This is a genomic window from Coleofasciculus sp. H7-1 (assembly GCF_057473865.1).
Map to the genome: position 1 here is coordinate 273,687 of NZ_JBYCCT010000072.1, position 19,803 is coordinate 293,489.

19 protein-coding genes are annotated in these 19,803 nt (G+C 48.2%); 9 read left to right on the top strand and 10 right to left on the bottom strand.

The window, feature by feature from the left end:
• The first annotated feature begins 54 nt into the window (after positions 1–54).
• On the top strand, positions 55–1,710 hold the full coding sequence (locus tag AC2VDX_RS21380) for a PfaD family polyunsaturated fatty acid/polyketide biosynthesis protein (protein WP_378184610.1): 1,656 nt from the start codon (positions 55–57) through the stop codon (positions 1,708–1,710).
• Between the two features lie 123 nt (positions 1,711–1,833).
• On the opposite strand, the gene AC2VDX_RS21385 is transcribed toward AC2VDX_RS21380, so the two are convergent.
• The 3 genes from AC2VDX_RS21385 to AC2VDX_RS21395 form a co-directional block, all read right to left on the bottom strand.
• Complete coding sequence (locus AC2VDX_RS21385; RefSeq protein WP_378184611.1) at positions 1,834–2,061, bottom strand: LysR substrate-binding domain-containing protein; 228 nt, start codon at positions 2,059–2,061, stop codon at positions 1,834–1,836.
• A 40-nt stretch (positions 2,062–2,101) separates the two neighbouring features.
• Positions 2,102–2,707, bottom strand: coding sequence for a thioredoxin family protein (locus tag AC2VDX_RS21390; RefSeq protein WP_378184612.1), 606 nt, complete (start codon positions 2,705–2,707; stop codon positions 2,102–2,104).
• Positions 2,708–2,945: 238 nt separating this feature from the next.
• Positions 2,946–3,092 carry a hypothetical protein gene (locus AC2VDX_RS21395; RefSeq protein ID WP_378184613.1) on the bottom strand — a complete coding sequence of 49 codons (147 nt, stop codon included), beginning with the start codon at positions 3,090–3,092 and terminating at the stop codon, positions 2,946–2,948.
• A 150-nt stretch (positions 3,093–3,242) separates the two neighbouring features.
• Between AC2VDX_RS21395 and AC2VDX_RS21400 the strand changes: the two genes are divergently transcribed.
• A complete protein-coding gene (locus tag AC2VDX_RS21400; RefSeq protein WP_378184614.1) occupies positions 3,243–3,647 on the top strand; it encodes an NIL domain-containing protein in 405 nt (134 codons plus the stop codon).
• A gap of 50 nt (positions 3,648–3,697) precedes the next feature.
• On the opposite strand, the gene AC2VDX_RS21405 is transcribed toward AC2VDX_RS21400, so the two are convergent.
• Positions 3,698–5,851, bottom strand: a complete 2,154-nt coding sequence (locus tag AC2VDX_RS21405) for a HEAT repeat domain-containing protein (RefSeq protein WP_378184615.1) — start codon at positions 5,849–5,851, stop codon at positions 3,698–3,700.
• A 77-nt stretch (positions 5,852–5,928) separates the two neighbouring features.
• On the opposite strand from AC2VDX_RS21405, the gene surE reads away from it, so the two are divergent.
• The 3 genes from surE to AC2VDX_RS21420 all read left to right on the top strand — a co-directional run bounded on the left by surE (position 5,929) and on the right by AC2VDX_RS21420 (position 8,079).
• Entirely contained in the window at positions 5,929–6,606 is a 678-nt protein-coding gene (surE, locus tag AC2VDX_RS21410; RefSeq protein WP_378184616.1) for a 5'/3'-nucleotidase SurE, read from the top strand.
• A 215-nt stretch (positions 6,607–6,821) separates the two neighbouring features.
• On the top strand, positions 6,822–7,109 hold the full coding sequence (locus tag AC2VDX_RS21415) for a hypothetical protein (protein ID WP_378184617.1): 288 nt from the start codon (positions 6,822–6,824) through the stop codon (positions 7,107–7,109).
• A 34-nt stretch (positions 7,110–7,143) separates the two neighbouring features.
• The gene (locus AC2VDX_RS21420; RefSeq protein ID WP_378184618.1) at positions 7,144–8,079 is read left to right on the top strand and encodes an NAD-dependent epimerase/dehydratase family protein; all 936 of its coding nucleotides are present in this window, start codon (positions 7,144–7,146) and stop codon (positions 8,077–8,079) included.
• A gap of 70 nt (positions 8,080–8,149) precedes the next feature.
• On the opposite strand, the gene pgsA is transcribed toward AC2VDX_RS21420, so the two are convergent.
• From pgsA to AC2VDX_RS21445, 5 genes are all read right to left on the bottom strand, one after another.
• Entirely contained in the window at positions 8,150–8,677 is a 528-nt protein-coding gene (pgsA, locus tag AC2VDX_RS21425; RefSeq protein ID WP_378184619.1) for a CDP-diacylglycerol--glycerol-3-phosphate 3-phosphatidyltransferase, read from the bottom strand.
• Between the two features lie 114 nt (positions 8,678–8,791).
• Positions 8,792–9,493, bottom strand: coding sequence for a sugar transferase (locus AC2VDX_RS21430; protein ID WP_378184620.1), 702 nt, complete (start codon positions 9,491–9,493; stop codon positions 8,792–8,794).
• A gap of 229 nt (positions 9,494–9,722) precedes the next feature.
• Positions 9,723–11,639 (bottom strand): hypothetical protein, encoded by a 1,917-nt coding sequence (locus tag AC2VDX_RS21435; RefSeq protein ID WP_378184621.1) that lies wholly within the window; start codon positions 11,637–11,639, stop codon positions 9,723–9,725.
• 74 nt (positions 11,640–11,713) lie between these two features.
• The gene (locus AC2VDX_RS21440) at positions 11,714–15,202 is read right to left on the bottom strand and encodes a hypothetical protein (protein WP_378184622.1); all 3,489 of its coding nucleotides are present in this window, start codon (positions 15,200–15,202) and stop codon (positions 11,714–11,716) included.
• A gap of 113 nt (positions 15,203–15,315) precedes the next feature.
• The gene (locus tag AC2VDX_RS21445; protein ID WP_378184623.1) at positions 15,316–15,660 is read right to left on the bottom strand and encodes a hypothetical protein; all 345 of its coding nucleotides are present in this window, start codon (positions 15,658–15,660) and stop codon (positions 15,316–15,318) included.
• Between the two features lie 72 nt (positions 15,661–15,732).
• On the opposite strand from AC2VDX_RS21445, the gene AC2VDX_RS21450 reads away from it, so the two are divergent.
• From AC2VDX_RS21450 to cobT, 4 genes are all read left to right on the top strand, one after another.
• The gene (locus AC2VDX_RS21450) at positions 15,733–16,440 is read left to right on the top strand and encodes a Crp/Fnr family transcriptional regulator (RefSeq protein ID WP_378184624.1); all 708 of its coding nucleotides are present in this window, start codon (positions 15,733–15,735) and stop codon (positions 16,438–16,440) included.
• A gap of 59 nt (positions 16,441–16,499) precedes the next feature.
• Entirely contained in the window at positions 16,500–17,024 is a 525-nt protein-coding gene (locus tag AC2VDX_RS21455) for a universal stress protein (protein ID WP_378184625.1), read from the top strand.
• 115 nt (positions 17,025–17,139) lie between these two features.
• A complete protein-coding gene (locus AC2VDX_RS21460; protein ID WP_378184626.1) occupies positions 17,140–17,895 on the top strand; it encodes a DUF2232 domain-containing protein in 756 nt (251 codons plus the stop codon).
• Between the two features lie 2 nt (positions 17,896–17,897).
• Complete coding sequence (cobT, locus tag AC2VDX_RS21465; protein ID WP_378184681.1) at positions 17,898–19,013, top strand: nicotinate mononucleotide-dependent phosphoribosyltransferase CobT; 1,116 nt, start codon at positions 17,898–17,900, stop codon at positions 19,011–19,013.
• 100 nt (positions 19,014–19,113) lie between these two features.
• Here cobT and AC2VDX_RS21470 read toward each other — a convergent pair whose 3' ends face one another.
• Positions 19,114–19,491, bottom strand: coding sequence for a hypothetical protein (locus AC2VDX_RS21470; RefSeq protein WP_486928239.1), 378 nt, complete (start codon positions 19,489–19,491; stop codon positions 19,114–19,116).
• Between the last annotated feature and the right edge of the window lie 312 nt (positions 19,492–19,803).

Below are 19,803 nucleotides of genomic sequence, written 5' to 3' on the forward strand. Positions count from 1 at the left end.
ACCTACAATCTACAATCTAAAATCTGTTGTTGACTTGAATTGGAAAAAGAAACTATGTTGGCAATACCTTTGACGCAAAACAAAAATGGTCTTCGATTCTCAGGAAATCCGAACAATCAAAATCCAGTATGGCAGGGTTCTTTAAGTTCTGTAGCTTTTGATGAAGAAGGTATCAAGGCTAAACTGCTGAATTTAGATAAACCCTGTTACATCGTTAGCAAGCAAGGTCAAATTGGCATCACTAACGAAGGTTATTTAGGCGATGCTAATAACGGCAAAACTGAATCAGTAGAAACTTTGACGGCTGTACCGCCGCTGCTTACACAACAGTTGGGAGATCCAAATTTTCTCACTTTTCATGGCGTAAAATATGCCTATAGTACTGGGTCAATGGCTAATGGCATTGCCTCAGAAGAAATGGTGATTGCCCTTGGCAAAGAGAAAATTCTCAGTGCCTTTGGTGCCGCTGGCTTAGTTCCTTCCAGAATTGAAACTGCTATTCACCGCATTCAGCAAGCACTGCCCCAAGGACCTTACGCATTTAATTTGATCCACAGTCCTAGTGAAGCTGCAATTGAGCGAGGTGCGATCGCTCTATATCTCCAACATGGCGTAACTACGGTAGAAGCTTCCGCATTTCTGGATTTGACGCCCAACATTGTCTATTATCGGGCAGCCGGACTCAGTGTCAATTCAGCGAATCAAATCGAGATCAAAAACAAAATAATTGCCAAAATTTCTAGGACAGAAGTTGCCACTAAATTTTTGCAACCAGCACCAACCAAAATGCTCAAGCAATTGGTCGCTCAAGGCTTAATTACTGAGTTGCAAGCTACTTTAGCTGAAAAAGTTCCTATGGCTGACGATATCACTGTAGAAGCCGATTCTGGCGGTCATACAGATAATCGTCCGCTGGTTTGTCTCCTGCCTTCGATTCTGGCTCTCAGGGATGAAATTCAAGAAAAATATGGTTATGAACAACCTGTTAGAGTTGGAGCTGCTGGAGGAATTGGTACACCGCAGTCAGCATTAGGGGCATTTATGATGGGAGCCGCTTATGTGGTGACTGGCTCCATTAACCAATCTTGTCTTGAAGCTGGAGCTTCTACTCATACCAAAAACTTGCTAGCTCAAGCGGGGATGGCTGATGTCAGTATGGCACCAGCGGCGGATATGTTTGAAATGGGGGTGAAATTACAAGTCCTTAAACGTGGCACTCTCTTCGCAATGCGGGCGCAAAAACTCTTTGATTTCTACAAGAACTATGACTCAATTGAAGAAATTCCTCTTGTGGAAAGAGAGAAATTAGAAAAAGAAATATTCAGGAAGAGTCTAGAGTCAGTTTGGGAAGATACCGTTGCTTATTTTTCTCAACGCGACCCGGATCAAATAACCAGAGCAGATAACAATCCCAAACGTAAAATGGCTCTGATTTTTCGCTCGTATTTGGGGTTATCCTCCCGCTGGTCTAATGCTGGTGAGAAAGGTCGTGAAATGGATTATCAAATCTGGTGTGGTCCCGCGATGGGATCGTTCAATGAATGGGTGAAGGGTTCTTATCTGGCTCAAGCGAATAATCGTCGCGTAGTTGATGTTGCAGATCACATAACGATTGGTGCTGCCTTTTTGTACCGGCTGCAAAATTTGAAACTACAGGGGTTATGGATGCCTGCACAATACTGGAATTACTGTCCAAAACCTCTTTTTTAGAGATAGTATAAACATCCTTGCTACCAGGGGCTTGCATTGTAAAGAACTTTGCCGAAAAAAGCCTCTGGGCTATCTCTATTGGTGTCGCTCAAATGGAGGCAAGCGATCGCGTATGAGCGTTTATTATGAAGAGGCTTTTGAGTGAGTTTGCGCGATCGCTTTTGTCACTTCCCAGAACTCGCGCCAAGTAGCTGAGGCATCGTCTCGTCGCCATACAGCCGCCATTGCGACAGTTGGTGTGTATTCAGCGATGTTTTTGTAGAAGACATCCTTGCGTTGAAGATTTTGGACATTAGCTGGTAGCAAGGCAACTCCAACCCCGCCAGCGACTAAGCCGAGTATCGTCAGCATCAGCCCAAAAATCTTCTAACAGCCAAGTGAAAAGTAATTTTTAATCGCTTTTTACTTGGCTACCGTGACTGCGAGGGTCATCCTGACTGGCTTTGGCTGGTGTAACGGGTGATTGGAAGGCAGAAACCTGTCCCCCAGCTTGGGCGTAAGGCAGAGGTACAGAGGCAACGAGGGCGTCAATGTTTGCCTGCATAACGGGACGAGGAACCTCACCAATAGTTTGAGCGATCGCTTCTCCGTTGTTGCCGAAATATACAAAATGGGGAATCCCATCGATGCGGTAGCGCAGCATTTCTGGCAACCACTTGTTGTTATCCACATTCAGCATCACAAAATTCATCGAATCAGCATACTGCTCTTTCAATTCGCCCAGATCCTTTGCCATCGCCTGACAGCTGGTACACCAGTTCGCATAAAATTCCATCAGCGTCGGCTTGCCATTACTCAAAGCCGCTTCTAAGGGTGTAGATTGCTCAGCTTGGGTGTCCAGGGAAACTGAACTTGTCTCAGTTTGCAGTCCCAAGAATAGGGCAACGCTGAGGATGATCGCTACTAGGGCAATCAAGAAATTTCTGATGCGTCTCCCCATTGTCGATTCAGATTTCTCTGGGGATGCCACTGGCGAGTTAGGTAAATTCGCAGCCATAACCGATTTATTACAAGTTATCAATTCCTACTTTGAGTTTAACTCTAGTTAATTTTTTAAATCCTTATCGCCTACAGCAGTCAGTTAATTCTAAGTATTTATGCTTATCAAGCTCTGGATCGAGGAGAACGGCTAGCAAACAGTTTTAGAAACAAAAAACCCGGCGTCAGAACGCTGACGCCGGGAAGAAAATGGCACTAAGTACACTAGCGCCCAATTAAATAACCAAAGCCAATTTTCAACAGTTTGAACAGGGGGTTGTGCAATCAGGCATCCCGCAGTCGCCACAACTACCGGCGAGGGCTGGAGCGACTGTCAGCGCTAGCAGAGCTAGGGCAGCCACAACTCCCCCGATTACCGCTTTATTGGGCTTAGTTTTGTTCATTTTTAATCCTTCACTGTTCTAGTGGTTAGTTTGTTCTTGAACTAACTCATTATAAACTCTCCATTTAAATGGAGAGTCAAGCCCGACTCAAGAAATTTTTGAGGGAATTTTTAAGTTAAAACAGATATCAGGGGATTAAAACTTAAAGCTGTGAAAAAACGAGTAACGCTGACTTTTCCCAAACGAGCCATTCAAATGCCGGTGACTTACCGGCTGGCGAAGGATTTTAATGTGGCGGCAAATATTATCCGCGCCCAAGTGGCACCCAATCAAATTGGGAAGCTAGTGGTGGAACTTTTGGGCGATATTGATGCGCTGGATGCGGCAATAGAGTGGATGCGATCGCAAGACATCAGCGTTTCTTTTGCCAGCCGAGAGATAGTGATTGATGAAGACAGTTGCGTTCACTGCGGGTTATGCACTGGCGTTTGCCCCACAGAAGCTTTGACTCTAGAACCGCAGACATTTCGCCTAAATTTTACGCGATCGCGCTGTATTGTCTGCGAACAGTGCATTCCCACCTGTCCCGTGGAGGCAATTTCCACCAATTTTTGAATTGAAAATGCCTGTTTTTTTACATAGCGCGATCGCTAATTTAGTACAGACTAGGCGATCGCGTAGTTGTAGTAACCGCAGCGCTCTTGAATGGCAGCGATCGCATCAAGTATCGTGCTAAGAGCAACGCTATTCTCCGGTTTGAATAGCATCTGGCGCAGATGAGGCAATGCTCCAGCGCTGCCGATTTTCCCCAGACTGTAGGCAGCCTTCTCACGAACGCTAACGTCTTCGTGGTTGACAGCTTGCCTGAGCGCCCCTACTGCCGACGGGCTACTGATTTGACCTAATGCCCAGGCAACACTCCCCCGAACGCTAGCGTCTGGGTGGTTGAGAGCTTGTCGCAATGCCGCTACCGCCGCTGGAGTGCCGATTTGACCTAACGCCCAAGCAGCGCTTCCACCCACAGTCGCGTCTTCATCGTTCAACGCCTCCAACAGCCCCACCACCGCAGCCGGAGAGCCGATTTCGCCTAAAGCCTCCGCAGCCTTCTCGCGCACTCGATAGTCTGCATCGTCCAAAGCCTCCAGCAGCCCTGTCACGGCAATCGGGCAGCTAATTCTGCCTAAAGCAGAGGCAGCATTTTCGCGCACCCGATAGTCTCGATCGTGCAAAGCCTCCAGAAGTCCCGCCACAGCAGCCGGGGAGCCAATTTTTTCTAACGCAGCGGCAGCACTTTGACGAACCCCAAAGTCTTCATCATTTAACGCTTGTCGCAGCCCCACGACGCTCACTTCACTGCCGATTTTCCCTAAAGCCTCAGCAGCTTTCTCTCGAACATCAAAGTTTGGATGGTTTAAAGCTTGCAGCAGCGCCGCTACACCTTCCTCTTTGCCCATACAACCCAGGGCATAGGCAGCCATCCAACCAACCCACGAATCGTCATCTTCCAAAGCTTCCAACAGCCCAGCTACCGCCGCTTGGGCAGGTGCAGGAGCGATGCCTCTTCTGCCGATTTTCCTTAAAGCATAGGCAGCACCCCTACGAACATAAAAGTCTTGATCCTTCAAAGCTTCCAGCAGCCCCGACATTCCCGATGCGCTGCCGATTAAACCTAACCCAAAGGCAGCACAACTGCGAACCTCATAATCTTCATCTTTCAAAGCCTCCAGCAGCCCCGACACTGCCAACGGGCTGCCGGTAACGCCTAAGCCGAATGCAGCCCTCTCGCGCACCCGATAGTCTCGATCCTGCAAAACTTCCAGCAGTGTCGCCACCGCCTCCTCGCTGCCAATTTTCCCTAAAGCATAAGCAGCTCTTCGGCGAACATCAAAGTCGTCATCGTTCAACGCTTGCCGTAGCGCCATCACCGTCTCTTGGGTGCCAATAGAACCTAACGCTTCGGCTGCTTTTTGACGCACCCGATAGCTTTCATCATTTAACGCTTGCAGTAGCGCCGATACTGCTTGCTCGGTGGGAATTTGACCTAAGGCATCGGCAGCATTGTAACGCACCCGAAAATCTGCATCGTTCAAAGCTTCCAGCAGCGCCGACACTGCTTGCTCGGTGGGGATTTGACCTAAAGCATAGGCAGCTCTCCCACGCACATCAAAGTCCTCATCGTTCAAGGCTTGCCGCAGCACCCCTACGGCTGCCTGGGTGCCAATAGTACCAAGGGCATAAGCTGCACTCTCGCGCACCTGAAAGTCTTCATCGTTCAAGGCTTGTCGCAGTCCCAGCACTGCCGCATTGGTGCCGATAGAACCTAATCCATAGGCTGCACTCAAGCGAACACCAGAGTCCTCATCGTTCAATACTTCCAGCAGCGCTGTCACTACTGCATCGGTGCCGATGGAACCTAACCCATAAGCTGCACTTTCACGCACCTTAGCGTCTGAGTGGTGAAGCGCTGGGAGTAGGCTGGGAATTGCACTATTAGAGCCAGTGATACCTAAAAGTTGAAACTTCAACTCTTGAGGAACTTCTAAAGAAGCAACTAAATCGACGGTTGCGGCTTGAAACTCCGGTTTAACGGCTCCTGCTAGCTGTGCGCCTAACCTCAAATCCACTTCTAAGGCTAATTTCACTACTCGCACTACCTGAGCTTTTTCCTCCAAGCGCTGTAACATCTGCACTATGGAGTCTGTCCATTTCAGATAATTTAAATACTCCTGTTTGAGCTGGTCATCACTCAGCGGGAGTAGCTGTTGGAGGAGGTTTTCGGCGGTGTAAGATTCCTGAATCGGTTGGTGATGCAATTCCATCTAGTTGCCTTCTCACATTTGAATCAATGGGTGCTTGAGCAAATCGTCTAGGCTACGTCCGACTCAGCAAAAAATATATGACTTTGATTTTAACGAACGACGACGGAATAGACGCTCCTGGAATCCGAGCGCTGCAAAAGGCGATGAATGGCAAGGGGGTGATTGTGGCTCCTAAAGACCATTTATCGGGATGCGGTCATCAGGTGACGACGACTCAAGCGATTCATGTCCGGCGTCGCTCGGATTTTGAATATGCGATCGCTGGCACTCCCGCTGATTGCGTTCGCATTGCACTAACACATATTTGCTCTACTGTCAAATTCGTCCTTTCTGGCATCAACGCCGGTGGCAACTTGGGAGCCGATGTTTACATTTCAGGCACTGTCGCCGCCGTGCGCGAAGCAGCCTTTCATGGGGTTCCGGGGATTGCCGTTTCTCACTATCGTAAAGGCAAACAAAATGTTGATTGGGATGTGGCGGCGGGGTGGACGGCTGGAATCTTAGCCGATCTACTCAACCGTACCATCGAACCGGGAACGTTTTGGAACGTGAATTTGCCGCATTTGTTACCAGGAGATCCCGATCCTGAAGTGGTGTTTTGCGAACCTTGTCGGCAACCCTTGCCAGTTAACTATCGCGTTGAAGGCGATAATTTTTATTATGTTGGAGAATATGCCAAACGCGATCGCACTCCTGGTAGCGATGTTGATGTCTGCTTTTCCGGCAAAATCGCCGTAACTCAACTGAGGCTGTAAGATCAGCTTTGGCGATTATGCAGACTAACAATTTGTGGAACCATCTGAAGAACAATACCTAATTCTCAACGCTCTGGAAACGTTAGACCTGCTGAGGAGAATCTCGATGATGAATACAGAATAATTTGGTACATTGAGACACCTAGCCCTATCTTGCCGATTTCTCGCCTTTTGCAAAGTGGCGATATTGTCCCTATTGAACCGGAGTCAGAATTATGACAGAGCCTACTGAACTGAGGAAACAAAAGTATCAAAGATTTAAAGAACTTTTTGCTTTATCGAGACAGCGATACTTAGATTCAGGGGGTGATTCTCGGCATTCATCAGGTAGTTTTCACGGTAATGACTACTTGACAGATGAGGAACGGAGAGAATTATGCGATTTAGGGGCAGAACTTAGTGGCGTTAAAATCATTGATGATTATGTCCACTGTCAAGGTCGCTCGTGGAAATTACCGGAAACCTCACCTTTCCTTAAGAATCAAGCTAAATCTGAAGTCTAATTGTCAAATTAACTGTTGTGAATAGAAGATAAAAATGCGAATTTTAATCATGGGCGGAACCCGTTTTATCGGGGTTTATCTAACAAAAATTTTGGCGGAACAAGGACATGAAGTGGTGCTATTCAATCGGGGAAATAAACCAGCGCCCGTTGAAGGTATCAAACAAATTCAGGGCGATCGCACGGATGCTTCGCAACTAAAAGAAAAGTTATCTCCAGAAAAATTTGATGCCATTTTCGATAATAATGGTCGGGAATTGAGCGACACCCAACCTTTAGTAGAAATTTTTAAAGATCGGGTGCAGCATTTTATTTACATGAGTTCTGCTGGTGTGTATCAAAAGTCAGATCAGATGCCTCATGTAGAAGGGGATGCCGTCGATCCCAAAAGTCGTCATAAGGGCAAGCATGAAACGGAAGCTTACCTGGCACAGCAAAAAGTGCCTTTTACAGCGATTCGTCCTACGTATATTTACGGCCCTCAAAATTATAACGATCTGGAAGCTTGGTTTTTCGACCGGATTGTGCGCGATCGCCCAATTCTCATGCCCGGACATGGCTTGCATATCACCCAACTCGGTCATGTAAAAGACTTAGCGGTGGCAATGGCAGCAGTTTTGAGCAATTCTCAGGCAGTGGGACAGATTTATAATGTATCGGGCGATCGCTATGTTACTTTTGATGGTCTAGCGCGTGCTTGTGCTGTTGCTGTCGGGAAGTCCGCTGAGAATCTGCAAATTCTCCACTACGACCCCAAAAAGTTTGACTTTGGCAAACGCAAGGCTTTTCCGATGAGAACTCAGCACTTCTTCGCTTCAGTGAATAAAGCTAAGACTGAACTAGGATGGCATCCAGAATATGACTTAATTTCTGGACTAAAAAACTCGTTCCAGAAAGATTATCTTGCCTCTGGTCGTAACAAAGCCGAGATAGATTTCTCAGTTGATAACGAAATTCTAGAAGCAGGCTAAATCAGCCACAAAGACACGAAGACACAAAAGAGCTATCAGTAATGTAGAGATACGATGAATCGTGTCTCTACTAGCTAACCGCTGAGGGTTGCTCGCTTTTTTGGGGTAGAAGGTAAATAACCCCAGAAATCAAGGTGAAGGCAACGGAAATCCAGAAAGCAACAATGGCGGGAATTTGCCATGAGACAGGCAGGGGTGCGATTAAAAGCGCTAGAGCGATGATTTGACTGACTGTCTTTAACTTGCCCCAAATATTAGCACCAGTAATTGTAGTTTTGTTAACGCGCCAACCAGCGATCGCTAACTCTCTTGCCAAAATTAGAAATACGCCCCATGCTGGTACTTGACCGAGTTGAATGAGCGGCAGTAGCGGAGCCAACACCAGTAATTTATCAACTAGCGGGTCAAGAAATTTACCCAAATCTGTAACTTGATTCAATTTACGAGCCAAGTAGCCATCCAACCAATCCGTAGCAGCTGCAACCAGAAAAATTACCAAACCCACAGTGCGAGTTTCAGTCGTTGGGTTGTCCAGACAATAAAGCAGAACTGGCAACGCCAGTAAACGAGATAAAGTAATCCAATTGGGCAGCGTCATAGCAAGCAATCTCGATCTTATGAGTTAAAAAGACTGTAGACTCCGAACGGTTTCGCGTCCAGAGTCTACAGTCAGAAATTCTAAGTTTACGATTAGCGATTCGCCATTCGCTTTTTAACAAGCGCCTTTCTTATTCACAACTGCCATCACAGTCTTGAGAATCAAGCTGAGGTCGTAAGTAACAGACCACTTGTGCTGGTAGTTGATATCCATGCGGACGATATCTTCAAAGTCTTGGACGCTGGAACGACCATTGGCTTGCCACTCGCCAGTAATTCCAGGCTTAACATTCAATCGTTCCCAGTGACGATCGTCGTAGCGCATGACTTCATCAACGGTGGGGGGACGGGTTCCCACTAAGCTCATATCCCCCATCAGAACGTTCCAGAACTGCGGGAATTCATCCAAGCTGGTGCGACGTAAGAACTTACCGACGCGGGTGATCCGGGGGTCATTTTCGTTTTTAAAAATATGCCCTTTCGCTTGGTTGTTGACCAGATGCTTGAGCTTGTCTGCACCAACCACCATTGAGCGGAATTTCCAGATGCGGAACTTGCGTCCATTCAAACCGCAGCGAATCTGGCGGTAAAAGACAGGTCCTGGGTTATCCAGTTGCATAGCGATCGCTACTGGAATTGTAATTGTTGCTGCGATCGCTAACCCCACGACGGCTCCCAAAATATCAATTAGGCGCTTCTGTTTGCTGGTGACAGATGGATGACAGGCTGGGTGTTTTGCAACATCAACCCGATAGAGTTTATCAAACGCCGACGAAGCAACGTCGCGGGATTCGGGGAGGTGGGAAGTAGTAATCACAGTTTTTAAGTTAGCTACTATAATCAGGCTGCTCTTCTGTCAATATAGGCAACACTCCGTACAGATGAATCGTTGAAAGCCCTTACTTTACCGAATCTTTAAGGGAATCGGTAGTTTTTTAAGTTTTGTTAGAAGTACGGTTGACAAACAACAGATTTTAAGGATTTAATCCTCTGCCTGTGGGGTGATTGAGAATGTGACTTAATCCCAGCAGTCTGGTATCTAATCGCTAAACCGTTGCCGGTACTAACAAGTTAAAAACTAATGGTTCCTCTAGTTTTTGGTAAGTACTCGTCAGGATGGTGTTTAAATAGCGAAGATAGCGATCGCCCTGCTGAGCATTCAGTCGATACATCTGCGTCGCTTCTTTGTCGAAAAGTGGAGCCTCTGCGATCGCTTGATAGTCAGGATTTTGCTCGGAGGCGGAACTCAGCAGTCCAAACTCGACTTCCGACGGCACGATACCAGCAGGCAGTTTTCCTTCCAAAAGCGCCATGACGCGAGAATAACAAACTCGCGTATTAATGCCGCGATACTCTAATAACTGCATAATTTCATGAAGCGGCAGCGGTGCTTCCGGTAAAGCCCGTAAAAGTTCCAAAAGCAGAAAATAATCGCTGTACTGCTGTGTTTGTTGCTCCAACAATTGAGGATACAACGGTAACGTAGCCAAACCGTAAGCAACTGGACTACAGTTTAGGGTTGAGTCGTTTGAGCCAGTGTCCCGAATCAGGACTGCTTTTGGGAGTTTTTGTCGCAGCCATTGAGTTATTTCCCCGATGGCTGCGGTTCCGCCAGTACAGATAATTTGATTAATTCCCGATGCGGGTATCCCGGCTTGGGTTAGCAGTGCATTCAATTCTTGATTCAGTTTTTCAATAAACGGTTTGAACACGCGGTTTTCTAAGTCTCGGCGTGTCACCAAACAGGACTTTCCGCCCAATTCCACGGTATAGCTGTCTTGCTGTTGCAAAATTCGTTTGAGAGAATTGGCAGCTTCTAGAAGCGCTTGTCCTAGGGGAGAACTTTGCAATAACGATGCCAAGCGATCGCGCGTGGGTAAATCGGGTTCCCCGGCTTTGGGAAGGATCAAGGATGAAGAATGCAGGATGAAGGATGACTCGAATTCATTTTTCATCTTGCCTTCTTCATCGTTCAACAGTAATTGACCGATGATATCTTGATCGATCGCGTTGCCTGCATAGGCAAGACTCCGACAAGCAAACTGAGAATAAGTTAAGTCTTTAAGATTTTCGGGCAAATTCACCAAAGCCAGTTCGATGGTAGTGGCACCCGCGTTGATCGCCAGAGTCCCGCCTTGCCAGGTTACTCCCGGTAGGGTTGCACCTTCAATCCCTGCTAACAAAGTAGCGATCGCATCCTCAAGAAAGAATATTTCCTCCGGATTTTCCACTAGATGGGCACCGAGTACGGCTTCGCGGATGTTAAAGCGGTAGGTATCTCCCCATTGGGCAGGACAACCCACAATCACACCACTCAAGCAACCCATCGCTGCATTCAGCGTAGAGGGCTTTAAACCAGCAGCACCCACCAAATCACTTCTTCCATGTTCTGCTGGCGATCGCGGGTTTCCCTGACCTCCTAGGGGTCTGAGAGTGGCAAATAATGCTTGCAAGGATCGCCCCAGCCAGTAAAGCGAAATTGGCTGGTCGAGAGACCACTGCAATACCGGCTCCCATTTTTTGGCAGATGAATAGTAAGGAATTCCTACCTTTAAGTACGGTTTAAAGTCTTGGATAAAGATTCCTTCTTTCCGATTGGCAAGAGAAGACGCCAGGACACCCACAGCGATCGCTGCTGGTGTATGCGCGTAAGCGCTACTCGCTGCTGGTGTATGTGCGTAAGCGCTACTCGCAACCACCGATGAGTGCCCGTAATTTCCCCAGGATGGCCCCGTATAAGTCACCGCTGGTAAACGAAAGCTGGTCTGGGTAGATTCTGTCTGTCCCTGAGTTATCCAATAGATGGGATATCGCTCACCCGTCGAACCATTTAACAGAACGGCGGAAATGCCAGTTGTCCCAAAGTCAATCCCTAAGTACCAGGCATACTTGCTGACATTTTCCGCAGGAGATGGTTTTGCAGACCGCAGGATAGTGGAAGCATGAATTGAATTTGCATTCATTATCCCGATGGGGAGCGATTTTATACTCTCTAACACAAGTGGGGATTCAAGGGTTGTTCCCTGAGTGGGTATCTCTACGGAGTTTTTTTTTCCGGGGTGGATGAGTCTGAGAATATATCCAGATCGGAATCGTCAGAGGTTTCAGGCTGCATCAGCTCGGAAACGGCTTCTTCCTCAGGTTCAATAGGTGAATTGAGGGGGAACTGAGTGTGAGCGTCGTCTGGTGGAGTTATCAGTACTTCCAAGCGCAATAATTCTTCCTCCCACTCAGATTCCTCTGGGTGTGTTATTTCCACTTGAGAAATTTCTGGCATTTCCTCAAATTCCCAGTCGCCTAAGTCTTCTTCCTGCAACGCAGTTAGCGCATCAATGTCGGAAGCGATCGCCCTTTCTCTAGGTGGTTCTATCTGTTCCTCATCGGCGAATAATCCCCACGATTCATCAAACTCAATCGATACTGTTGTCTCCCCGTCAGTAATTTCTGGCGTCTGTTGTGCTTCCGAGTCCGCGACGTATTCTTGCTCTAGCGCCGCCGTTTCTGTAGGTAGCTCTAGATTGAGTTCTGCTTCGGGTAAGAATGCCAACGATTCATCGAAATCTATGGCTTCTGGTGCCTCCCAGGGAGGATTGGCTGGCTCCTCCCACTCCCAGTCGGCGACGTATTCTTGATCCAGCGCCGCTGTTTGTGTAGGTAGCTCTAGATTGAGTTCTGCTTCAGGTAAGAATGCCAGCGATTCATCGAAATCTATGGCTTCTGGTGTCTCTGTTGAAGTGATTCCTAACGTCTGTTGCTGCGAGTCGGCTATGTATTCTTGCTCCTCCTGCGTTCCTAGTTCTGTTTCTGTTATCAAACCTAGAGAGGGCGATACTTCCGACGATTCATCAGGGTTAGCGGGGGGAAGGAAAGCGATCGCCTTGTCTGGAGGTGGGTTCAAGGGTTCTACGGGGAACAAGGAAGCCAAATTCCAATCTGGTCTTTCATCGGGTTCTGTTACAGTGTTCGCCGCTACAGTATTCGCCGCAGTTTCCGGTTGCTCCTGATGGTTCGAGTTTTGTTGCTGGTGAGCGATCGCGTTTTCTGTTTCTGCTAAACTTAATTCCTCAGATGGCAATCTTTCCGACTCCCCATCTGTCAGTGGAACCGAATCTTCCACCAGAAAGCTATCTAAAGCAAGATCGTCCCAATCCTCCATCAACAACTCATCCAGTTCCGTCACTGGCAAAGTTTCCTGGGATTGAACTTCAAACTGTGAGTGTCTCGTCCTCTGCGTTGCTTCTGGCGCTTGTTCCTCTTGTGTTTCAACGTCAACCGTCCCCCCTGCTATCTCCATTCCAAAAATCTCTTCCTGCTGTGCGAACCAGGCACCTTGAGTCTGGATTTCTGTACCGTTATCAATAAAATCTGCCTCTACATCGCTTCCCTGCTCCTCTGATTCCGGGAACACATCCCCCTGCGGTGCCTCAAAGCTAGACAGGTCTTCACTCAGCAGTTGCAGTGTATCTCGATCCAGCCAAAAAAATTCTTCTTGGTCAACCGAGAAAGTATCCATCAATAGCAGATTCTCGTCTGGCGAAGCTGGAATGTAGATATCTTCTTCCAGACTTGCAGCTTCCTCGGTTGCAGGTTGCTCTGTGTTCTGGATTTGAGTGTTCTGGATTTGAGTGTTCTGGATTTGAGTGATTTCCTCCACACTAGGAAGTGTGGTAATTGGCAAGAAAGATTCCTCTGGCGGTACTTCCTGCTCCTGCAACAGATCGGTTAGTGCCGAAATGACCAAATCCCCTGCTTCCACAGTTTCAGTGTTGAAGGCTTCATTAGTTTCGACATTTCGATCGTCTCTGGCAATTGTCGGAGCCGCCCAATTGCCAGCTTGGACAACCGTGATTTCCCAATCTTCTGGAAATAAAACATCTTCCCAAGACTCCTCAATTTGCTCTGCTCTCGCAGGCGGTTGAGCGATCGTGGCATCTTCAGCGGGGTCTCCCAAGCCTGCAAACAGGGCATCTTCTAAAGAGTCCTGACTGCTATAGGAGTGGGGTTTCCTCGCCCCTGCTGAGTCCTGAGGGATGATTGGATCTTTACTTTCCGCCTGAATTTGGGTATCTACCGCAGGAGCATCCTCCTGTTGTTTCTTAGCACTTTGCCCTTGTGGTTCGGTACTCTTTGGCAGCGGCGGTGTACCAAACAAACTTTCAAAAAAATCGTCGATTTCGTCGCGCCTCCTTTCGGGAGTGGCGGGAAGAATAGGCTCCGTCTGGAAGATAGTTTTCATATCATCGTCATCAAGCGATGCCGCCTCCAGATTGCCCAGGTTCTCCAGATTCAAGTCTTCCAGATCGCTACTCTGGGCACCAGAGGCAGGGTTTGATGTAGTGCTAGGCGATGTTGTCCCAAAGAAATTGTCCCTTTGAGAGGGTTGCCTTTGTACTGACTCGCCTAACCTGTCCGCTGGCAGATTCAACTGGGGACTTTGCGGCTGTACCTGTTCCACTGAGCGGGGGGGCAATTCAACACCCGGATAAGGCAATGGCTGTCTGGCGACAGTAACATCATTAGGCGAGAAATTGAATTCGTTGCGATTAGGGGGTGCCGAGTGGGGTTGATCCAGAGGAATTCGGGGTTCTCTCTGGGGATAGGGGAGTTGCTGATTGCCTGTTTCTGGTGTTTTCGCAGCCGTAGTCGCGCTGCTTGCATCCACTTCTGAAATCTGCCGCGATGATTGCAAAATTGCTGAGGCTTCTTGCTGTAACTGCTCGGTGAGCTGATTCACCAACTCTGTAAACATCAGCTCGCTCTGCTGCCCCAAATTGTGCATTTTATCAAGTCCTTGGGACAAAGACTCTTGATAGCTAAAAAGATTGCGTTGCAGTGCCTCGAAGACTGTACGAATGGTTGAATCCAGCGTTGCTAGCAGTTGATCGGATTTCGCCTGTAGGGTTTGCAGTTGTTCCAGGCGCTCTTGCGGATGTAAAGGTAAAGAATTGCTGGATATCGCGTCTGAATAGCTAGGTGAGGAATTATAGGGTTGTTTCTGACTTTCTGGAGGGAGTATCTGTGCGCTCAAAAACTGAGTTTCCAGATTTCTCAGGGTTTGAGCCATCTGTTGCGCGAGACTTTCCTGCAAGCGACTAGAAAGCACCTGCAAAAATTCGGAAATCAGTTGCTGCTGTGCCGCTTGTTGCTGGGCAAGCGTTCGATGGTGCAGCCGATAACTCTCCATCTGCCGAATCTCTAGAACCAGAGACTCCCGCTGTTGGCGAAGACTCTCCAGATCCCCCTGCAAGGACTGCATCAAGCTGGTTCGCACAGCTTCCATATCTTGTTCAACCGCTTGCACGATCTGTCGTGCTGTTGCTTGCGGTTGGTAATTTTCCTGATGCCGAGCTTCATCTCCAGCGCCTGATTGTTGTCGTGAGACTAAATAGGTACGAACTTGCTCCAGAAGCCGACGCTGCTCTTGAACATCAACTGACCTGAGCCAAGGCCGACGGGAGCTGGCCTTGTGGAGGATGCTGTCGATGTCGGCGATTAGTGTAGAAATCGCATCCGTCTCGTGAGTCACAATGGAATCCCTGGCTAGAACGATTGCACAGTTATGAGAAGTTACTATACTGCCACTGCCTATAATGTTAGACTGCCCAACAAGAACAACTTATATTAAACAGGGTGTTGCATCTACCGGGTGAAATATTTCAAGACTGGTAATTCTAAATGTAGATGGAATTTTGGGTTATAGCCTTTTGTTACCAAATGGGTACCAAGAAAGCGATCGCCCAAAATGAAAGCGTTTTGGATTAAGATGCGAGTTTTGCTTTTGTTTCCCAGCAGCGAGTCGGGGGTTTCCTCTATTGAGGATAATAAAGATAGCGTCACTCGCCAATGGGTGCCTCCCAACTCCGGTTGGTACGCTGCCAAGAGCCTCCTGTTCAGCCCAATTATCTTCGAGAGCGTAAACGCCATATTCTGGAGATGCCGACCTGATTGCTGAAGTTTCCAGCTAAACGGTTGCTCTTGATTCAAACGCTACCAGCCAGCCCCACTCCAGTGGGCCACTCTTTATCAGTTCTTAGCTTTTTCATTTGTGTTGGCCCGATGGAAGACCGATACACCCCCCGCGAACCGAACTCTAACATGAATGCGTTGATTCGCTCCACACCTTTATTTTCCGGCTTACCAGAGGCCGTTGTGGAGAAAGCCACTTCCCATGTCGTCACTCGTACCCATCCCGCAAATCAGGTGATTTTGCTGGAAAATGACTGGGGCGGCTCTGTCTATTTTATTCTGGAGGGCTGGGCAAAAATTCGCACCTACAACCTTGATGGTAAAGAGGTAACGCTGAATATTCTTGGCAAAGGAGAACTTTTTGGCGAAATGGCAGCGTTGGATGAGGTACCTCGTTCAACGGATGTGATTACGCTAACTCCCACGACGATTGGCAGTATGCCTGCTCAAGATTTTGTTCAGTTAATTCATAACGAACCAATGGCAGGCGTTCGGTTGGCTCAGCTGATGGCAAAACGCCTGCGTCAAGTCAACCGTCGCCTCCGATTGCGAGAATCAGATAGTATGTCCCGCGTTGCCGACACGTTATTATTTTTGGCAGAAGGACAGGGAACAATTGCCCAAAAAGGAACGATGATCCCGAATTTACCCCACCGTGAATTAAGTAGCCTGAGCGGTCTGGCGCGAGAAACGGTGACGCGGGTTTTAACAAAGCTGGAAAAGAAGGCGCTGATTATGCGCGACCACGAGATCCTGTGCATTCCCGATTTGGTGGCCTTGGAACGGCTAATCGTCTAGTAAATGTACGGCAGTGGCACTCAGGGTGCCCAACTGCAATTTATCTGGGTGCCTAAATTATGGGTTTTCAGAAAATATTGGTTGCTATCGACTACTCTTCTTTATGTCAGACTGTCTTCGCTCAAGCGCTGGAATTGGCGCAGGCGAATCGCGGGGCAATAATGCTGCTGCATTGTCTCAGTAGCGAGATGCTCGGTGAAATAACGCCGCCGTCTGGTGAGAGGGGTTTGTATCCTCAAATGGTGACAACCTATGAAAATCACCACCTGATTGTCGAAAGGCGAATCCAGCAGGTGCAAGATTTGCTACGAAGTTACTGCGAAAAATCTGCCAGTCAGAAAGTGCCGACGGAGTTTGATTACAAAGTGGGTGAGGCTGGGCAAATGTTATGTCAAACTGCTGAGAATTGGGGTGCCGAGTTGATTGTGATGGGACGCCGGGGGCGCAAGGGATTGACAGAAGCTTTGCTGGGGAGTGCGAGTAATTATGTGCTGCATCACGCTCCCTGTTCGGTGTTGGTAATTCAGGGCATGGATACGGAGCATCCTGAGTCACTGGCGACGGGGGAAATGGCGGATGGTTAAAAGGGGTATTGGGAATTGGTAATGGGTCTTCCCATTTTCTCCTGAAGCTGCTGAAGCTCGGCTCAAAACTGGAATAGAGGTTAAATTTAGGATCTGGCTTTGTTTTTTAATCTGCATGAGCGATCCTTTTGAAGACAGTCAAGCTTCTGGTCTGGGTAATTCTCAGAAAATCGAAGCTCAGGCGAATCTAAGCGAAATGCCCCCGGCAACCAGTGCCCAAGGCGACAATTATTCCGAACCCCAGGTGAAGGCAGTTGCTCCCCTGATTATGGTGGAAACTGCATTTCTGGCTAGTACCTGTAGCCTGATTTGGCTGATTAATTATTACTTTCCAATGGGGCCGCTGCTGCGGATGTTTTTCCCAATCCCGATTGCCCTTGTATACCTGCGGTGGGGACACCGGGCGGCTTGGATGGCGGCGTTGGTTTCTGGGTTGCTGTTGTCCGTCCTGATGGGGCCAACTCGCAGCATTCTGTTTCTGATCCCCTACGGTCTCATGGGTGTCCAACTGGGGGCTTTGTGGCGGCGCAGGAGCAGCTGGCTGTTCTCGATTGGTACGGGGACAATTATTGGTACGTTTGGATTCTTTTTTCGGTTTTGGCTGCTGTCGATTTTATTGGGGGAAGACCTCTGGGTTTACATGACTAGCCAGGTGACGGGACTGGCAGAATGGGCATTTGTCAAGATAGGGCTACTGCAAGAGCCGAGTCTATCTTTGATTCAGGCGATCGCATTCGGCACGATCGTTCTCAATAATGTCATCTATCTGTTTGTTGTGCATCTGGTGGCTTTGTTGCTACTCGATCGTTTGGGCAATCCGATTCCCCGTCCCCCTCATTGGGTGCAAGTGCTGCTGGATTATGAAGAATGAGGATGATTCATGTCTACACTCAGATAGAACAGGGACATCGATGGCTCCAGCGATATCGGGGACGCCCATCGGTGTTTGCTTGTATTTTGGGCTTTACCGCCACAGGGCTGATCCCCGGTATTTCAGCGGCTGGGGCAACGCCAGAGGATCGACGATATACAGCGATCGCAGATGCGGAATTTTTGTATAAAGGTCCTCAGCCTCAGCCCCAATATCCCCTGCCTCCCCTGCAAGCGGGTGCCTCTCCAGTGCTAATCTCCCGCGCGGTGGTTGAAGCACTCGGTATTCCCGTTTATTTATTTAATGCCGGATTGCCCCAGCCGCCAACTGTCCCAGTAATTGATTTGGGAGGTGCCCCTGCTTTGTGTCTCAGCGGCGGAAATGCTTTGTCTCTAGCTACAGTGAAACATCTGTGGGAACAAGGACTCATTTGGGGACAACAACTAGCGGCAAGTATCCCTGATGGATATTTAATTCTGGGCGAGTGCGTGGTGGGGGGAACCACAACGGCTTTGGCGATTTTAACGGGCTTGGGTGTCCCCGCTGCCGGTAAGGTCAACAGCAGCCATCCTAGCTGCAATCACGCGCAAAAGTGGGCTGTGGTGGAAGCTGGGCTGAAAGCGCTCAAAGGGAGAGGCGCACAGAGGCACAGGGGCAGCGTTCATCTTACCCAAAATCCTTTACATCTAGTTGCGGCAATTGGCGATCCGATGCAAATTGCGGTTGCGGGGATGGCGATCGCTGCGAGTCGCACTTGCGGTGTCATGCTGGCTGGTGGAACGCAAATGCTGGCTGTCTATGCCTTGATGCAGGCGCTTGGGCGTCAATATCCCCTGTCCTGGGAACCCGAACAAGTTGTCGTGGGAACCACTCGCTGGGTGGCAGAAGATCCCACCGGCGATACTGTCGGCTTAGCAAAAGCAATTAGCCCAGTCCCCCTACTGGGAACTAGGCTAAGTTTTGCGCCCTCGCGTTATCCTCAACTGCGGGCTTATGAGCAAGGATATGTTAAAGAAGGCATGGGTGCGGGGGGATGTGCGATCGCGGCTCATTTAACTCAGGGTTGGCACCAGGAGCAATTACTCCAAGCCATTGAAATGTTAATTGAACGTTGTTGAAGTCTGAAATATGAAGTGTGAAGTATAAAGCCAGTCTTTATTCTTTCTTCTCTATCTGCAAGCCTTCGTTCTATCAACCTTTATCCCGCCTGCCGAATACTTAAGAGTGGATTCTCTGAGCGAGTAACTGTTCTTCTAAAGCAGCAATGCGATTATAGGCTGCGGTGAGCTGTGCCGTTAGCCGTTGGATTTGAATTGCCGGTGACAAATCTTTCTCGCTGCTATGAGAGTTACTATCTACACAGTTTGTATCGACTAAGACATCTTTGTGTTCCATTACTGGAGAGTGATTACTGTAGCTTTTATAGGCATAGCCGCTATTACTGACCCCTAGAGATGGCGGCGTACCTTCCTGAATAGGCGCTGCTTTGCTTTTAGACAAAGCTTCAGAGACTTTTTCACTCAACTGGTCAATCATTTCGTAAAGGACATCAACTTTATGATTTAAAGTGATGACTTGCTTTTGAAGTGAATCCATGCAATTCCCACTAGGCGTTAACTTGGTTTCTTTCATATTATAAAAAAACAGTTAAGAAACTATTTTACTTACGAATTATTTAACTATTGAGCTACATGAATTTATGAAGCTGGAGTGGCGATCGCTTGAGACTTTTTATGCCAGGACTGGACAGGCATGAAGAGCGGTTTTCTGGCAGCATTTGTGATGTAGGAATATTAAATTCTCGATTCTGAAGATTTATTGAGAATTTCCGCGATTCTAGCCTCTATATTCAGTCTATTTTGATTTTGATCAATGAGAAGTTCCTCTGTCAAAAGGAGGAAGAGGTAA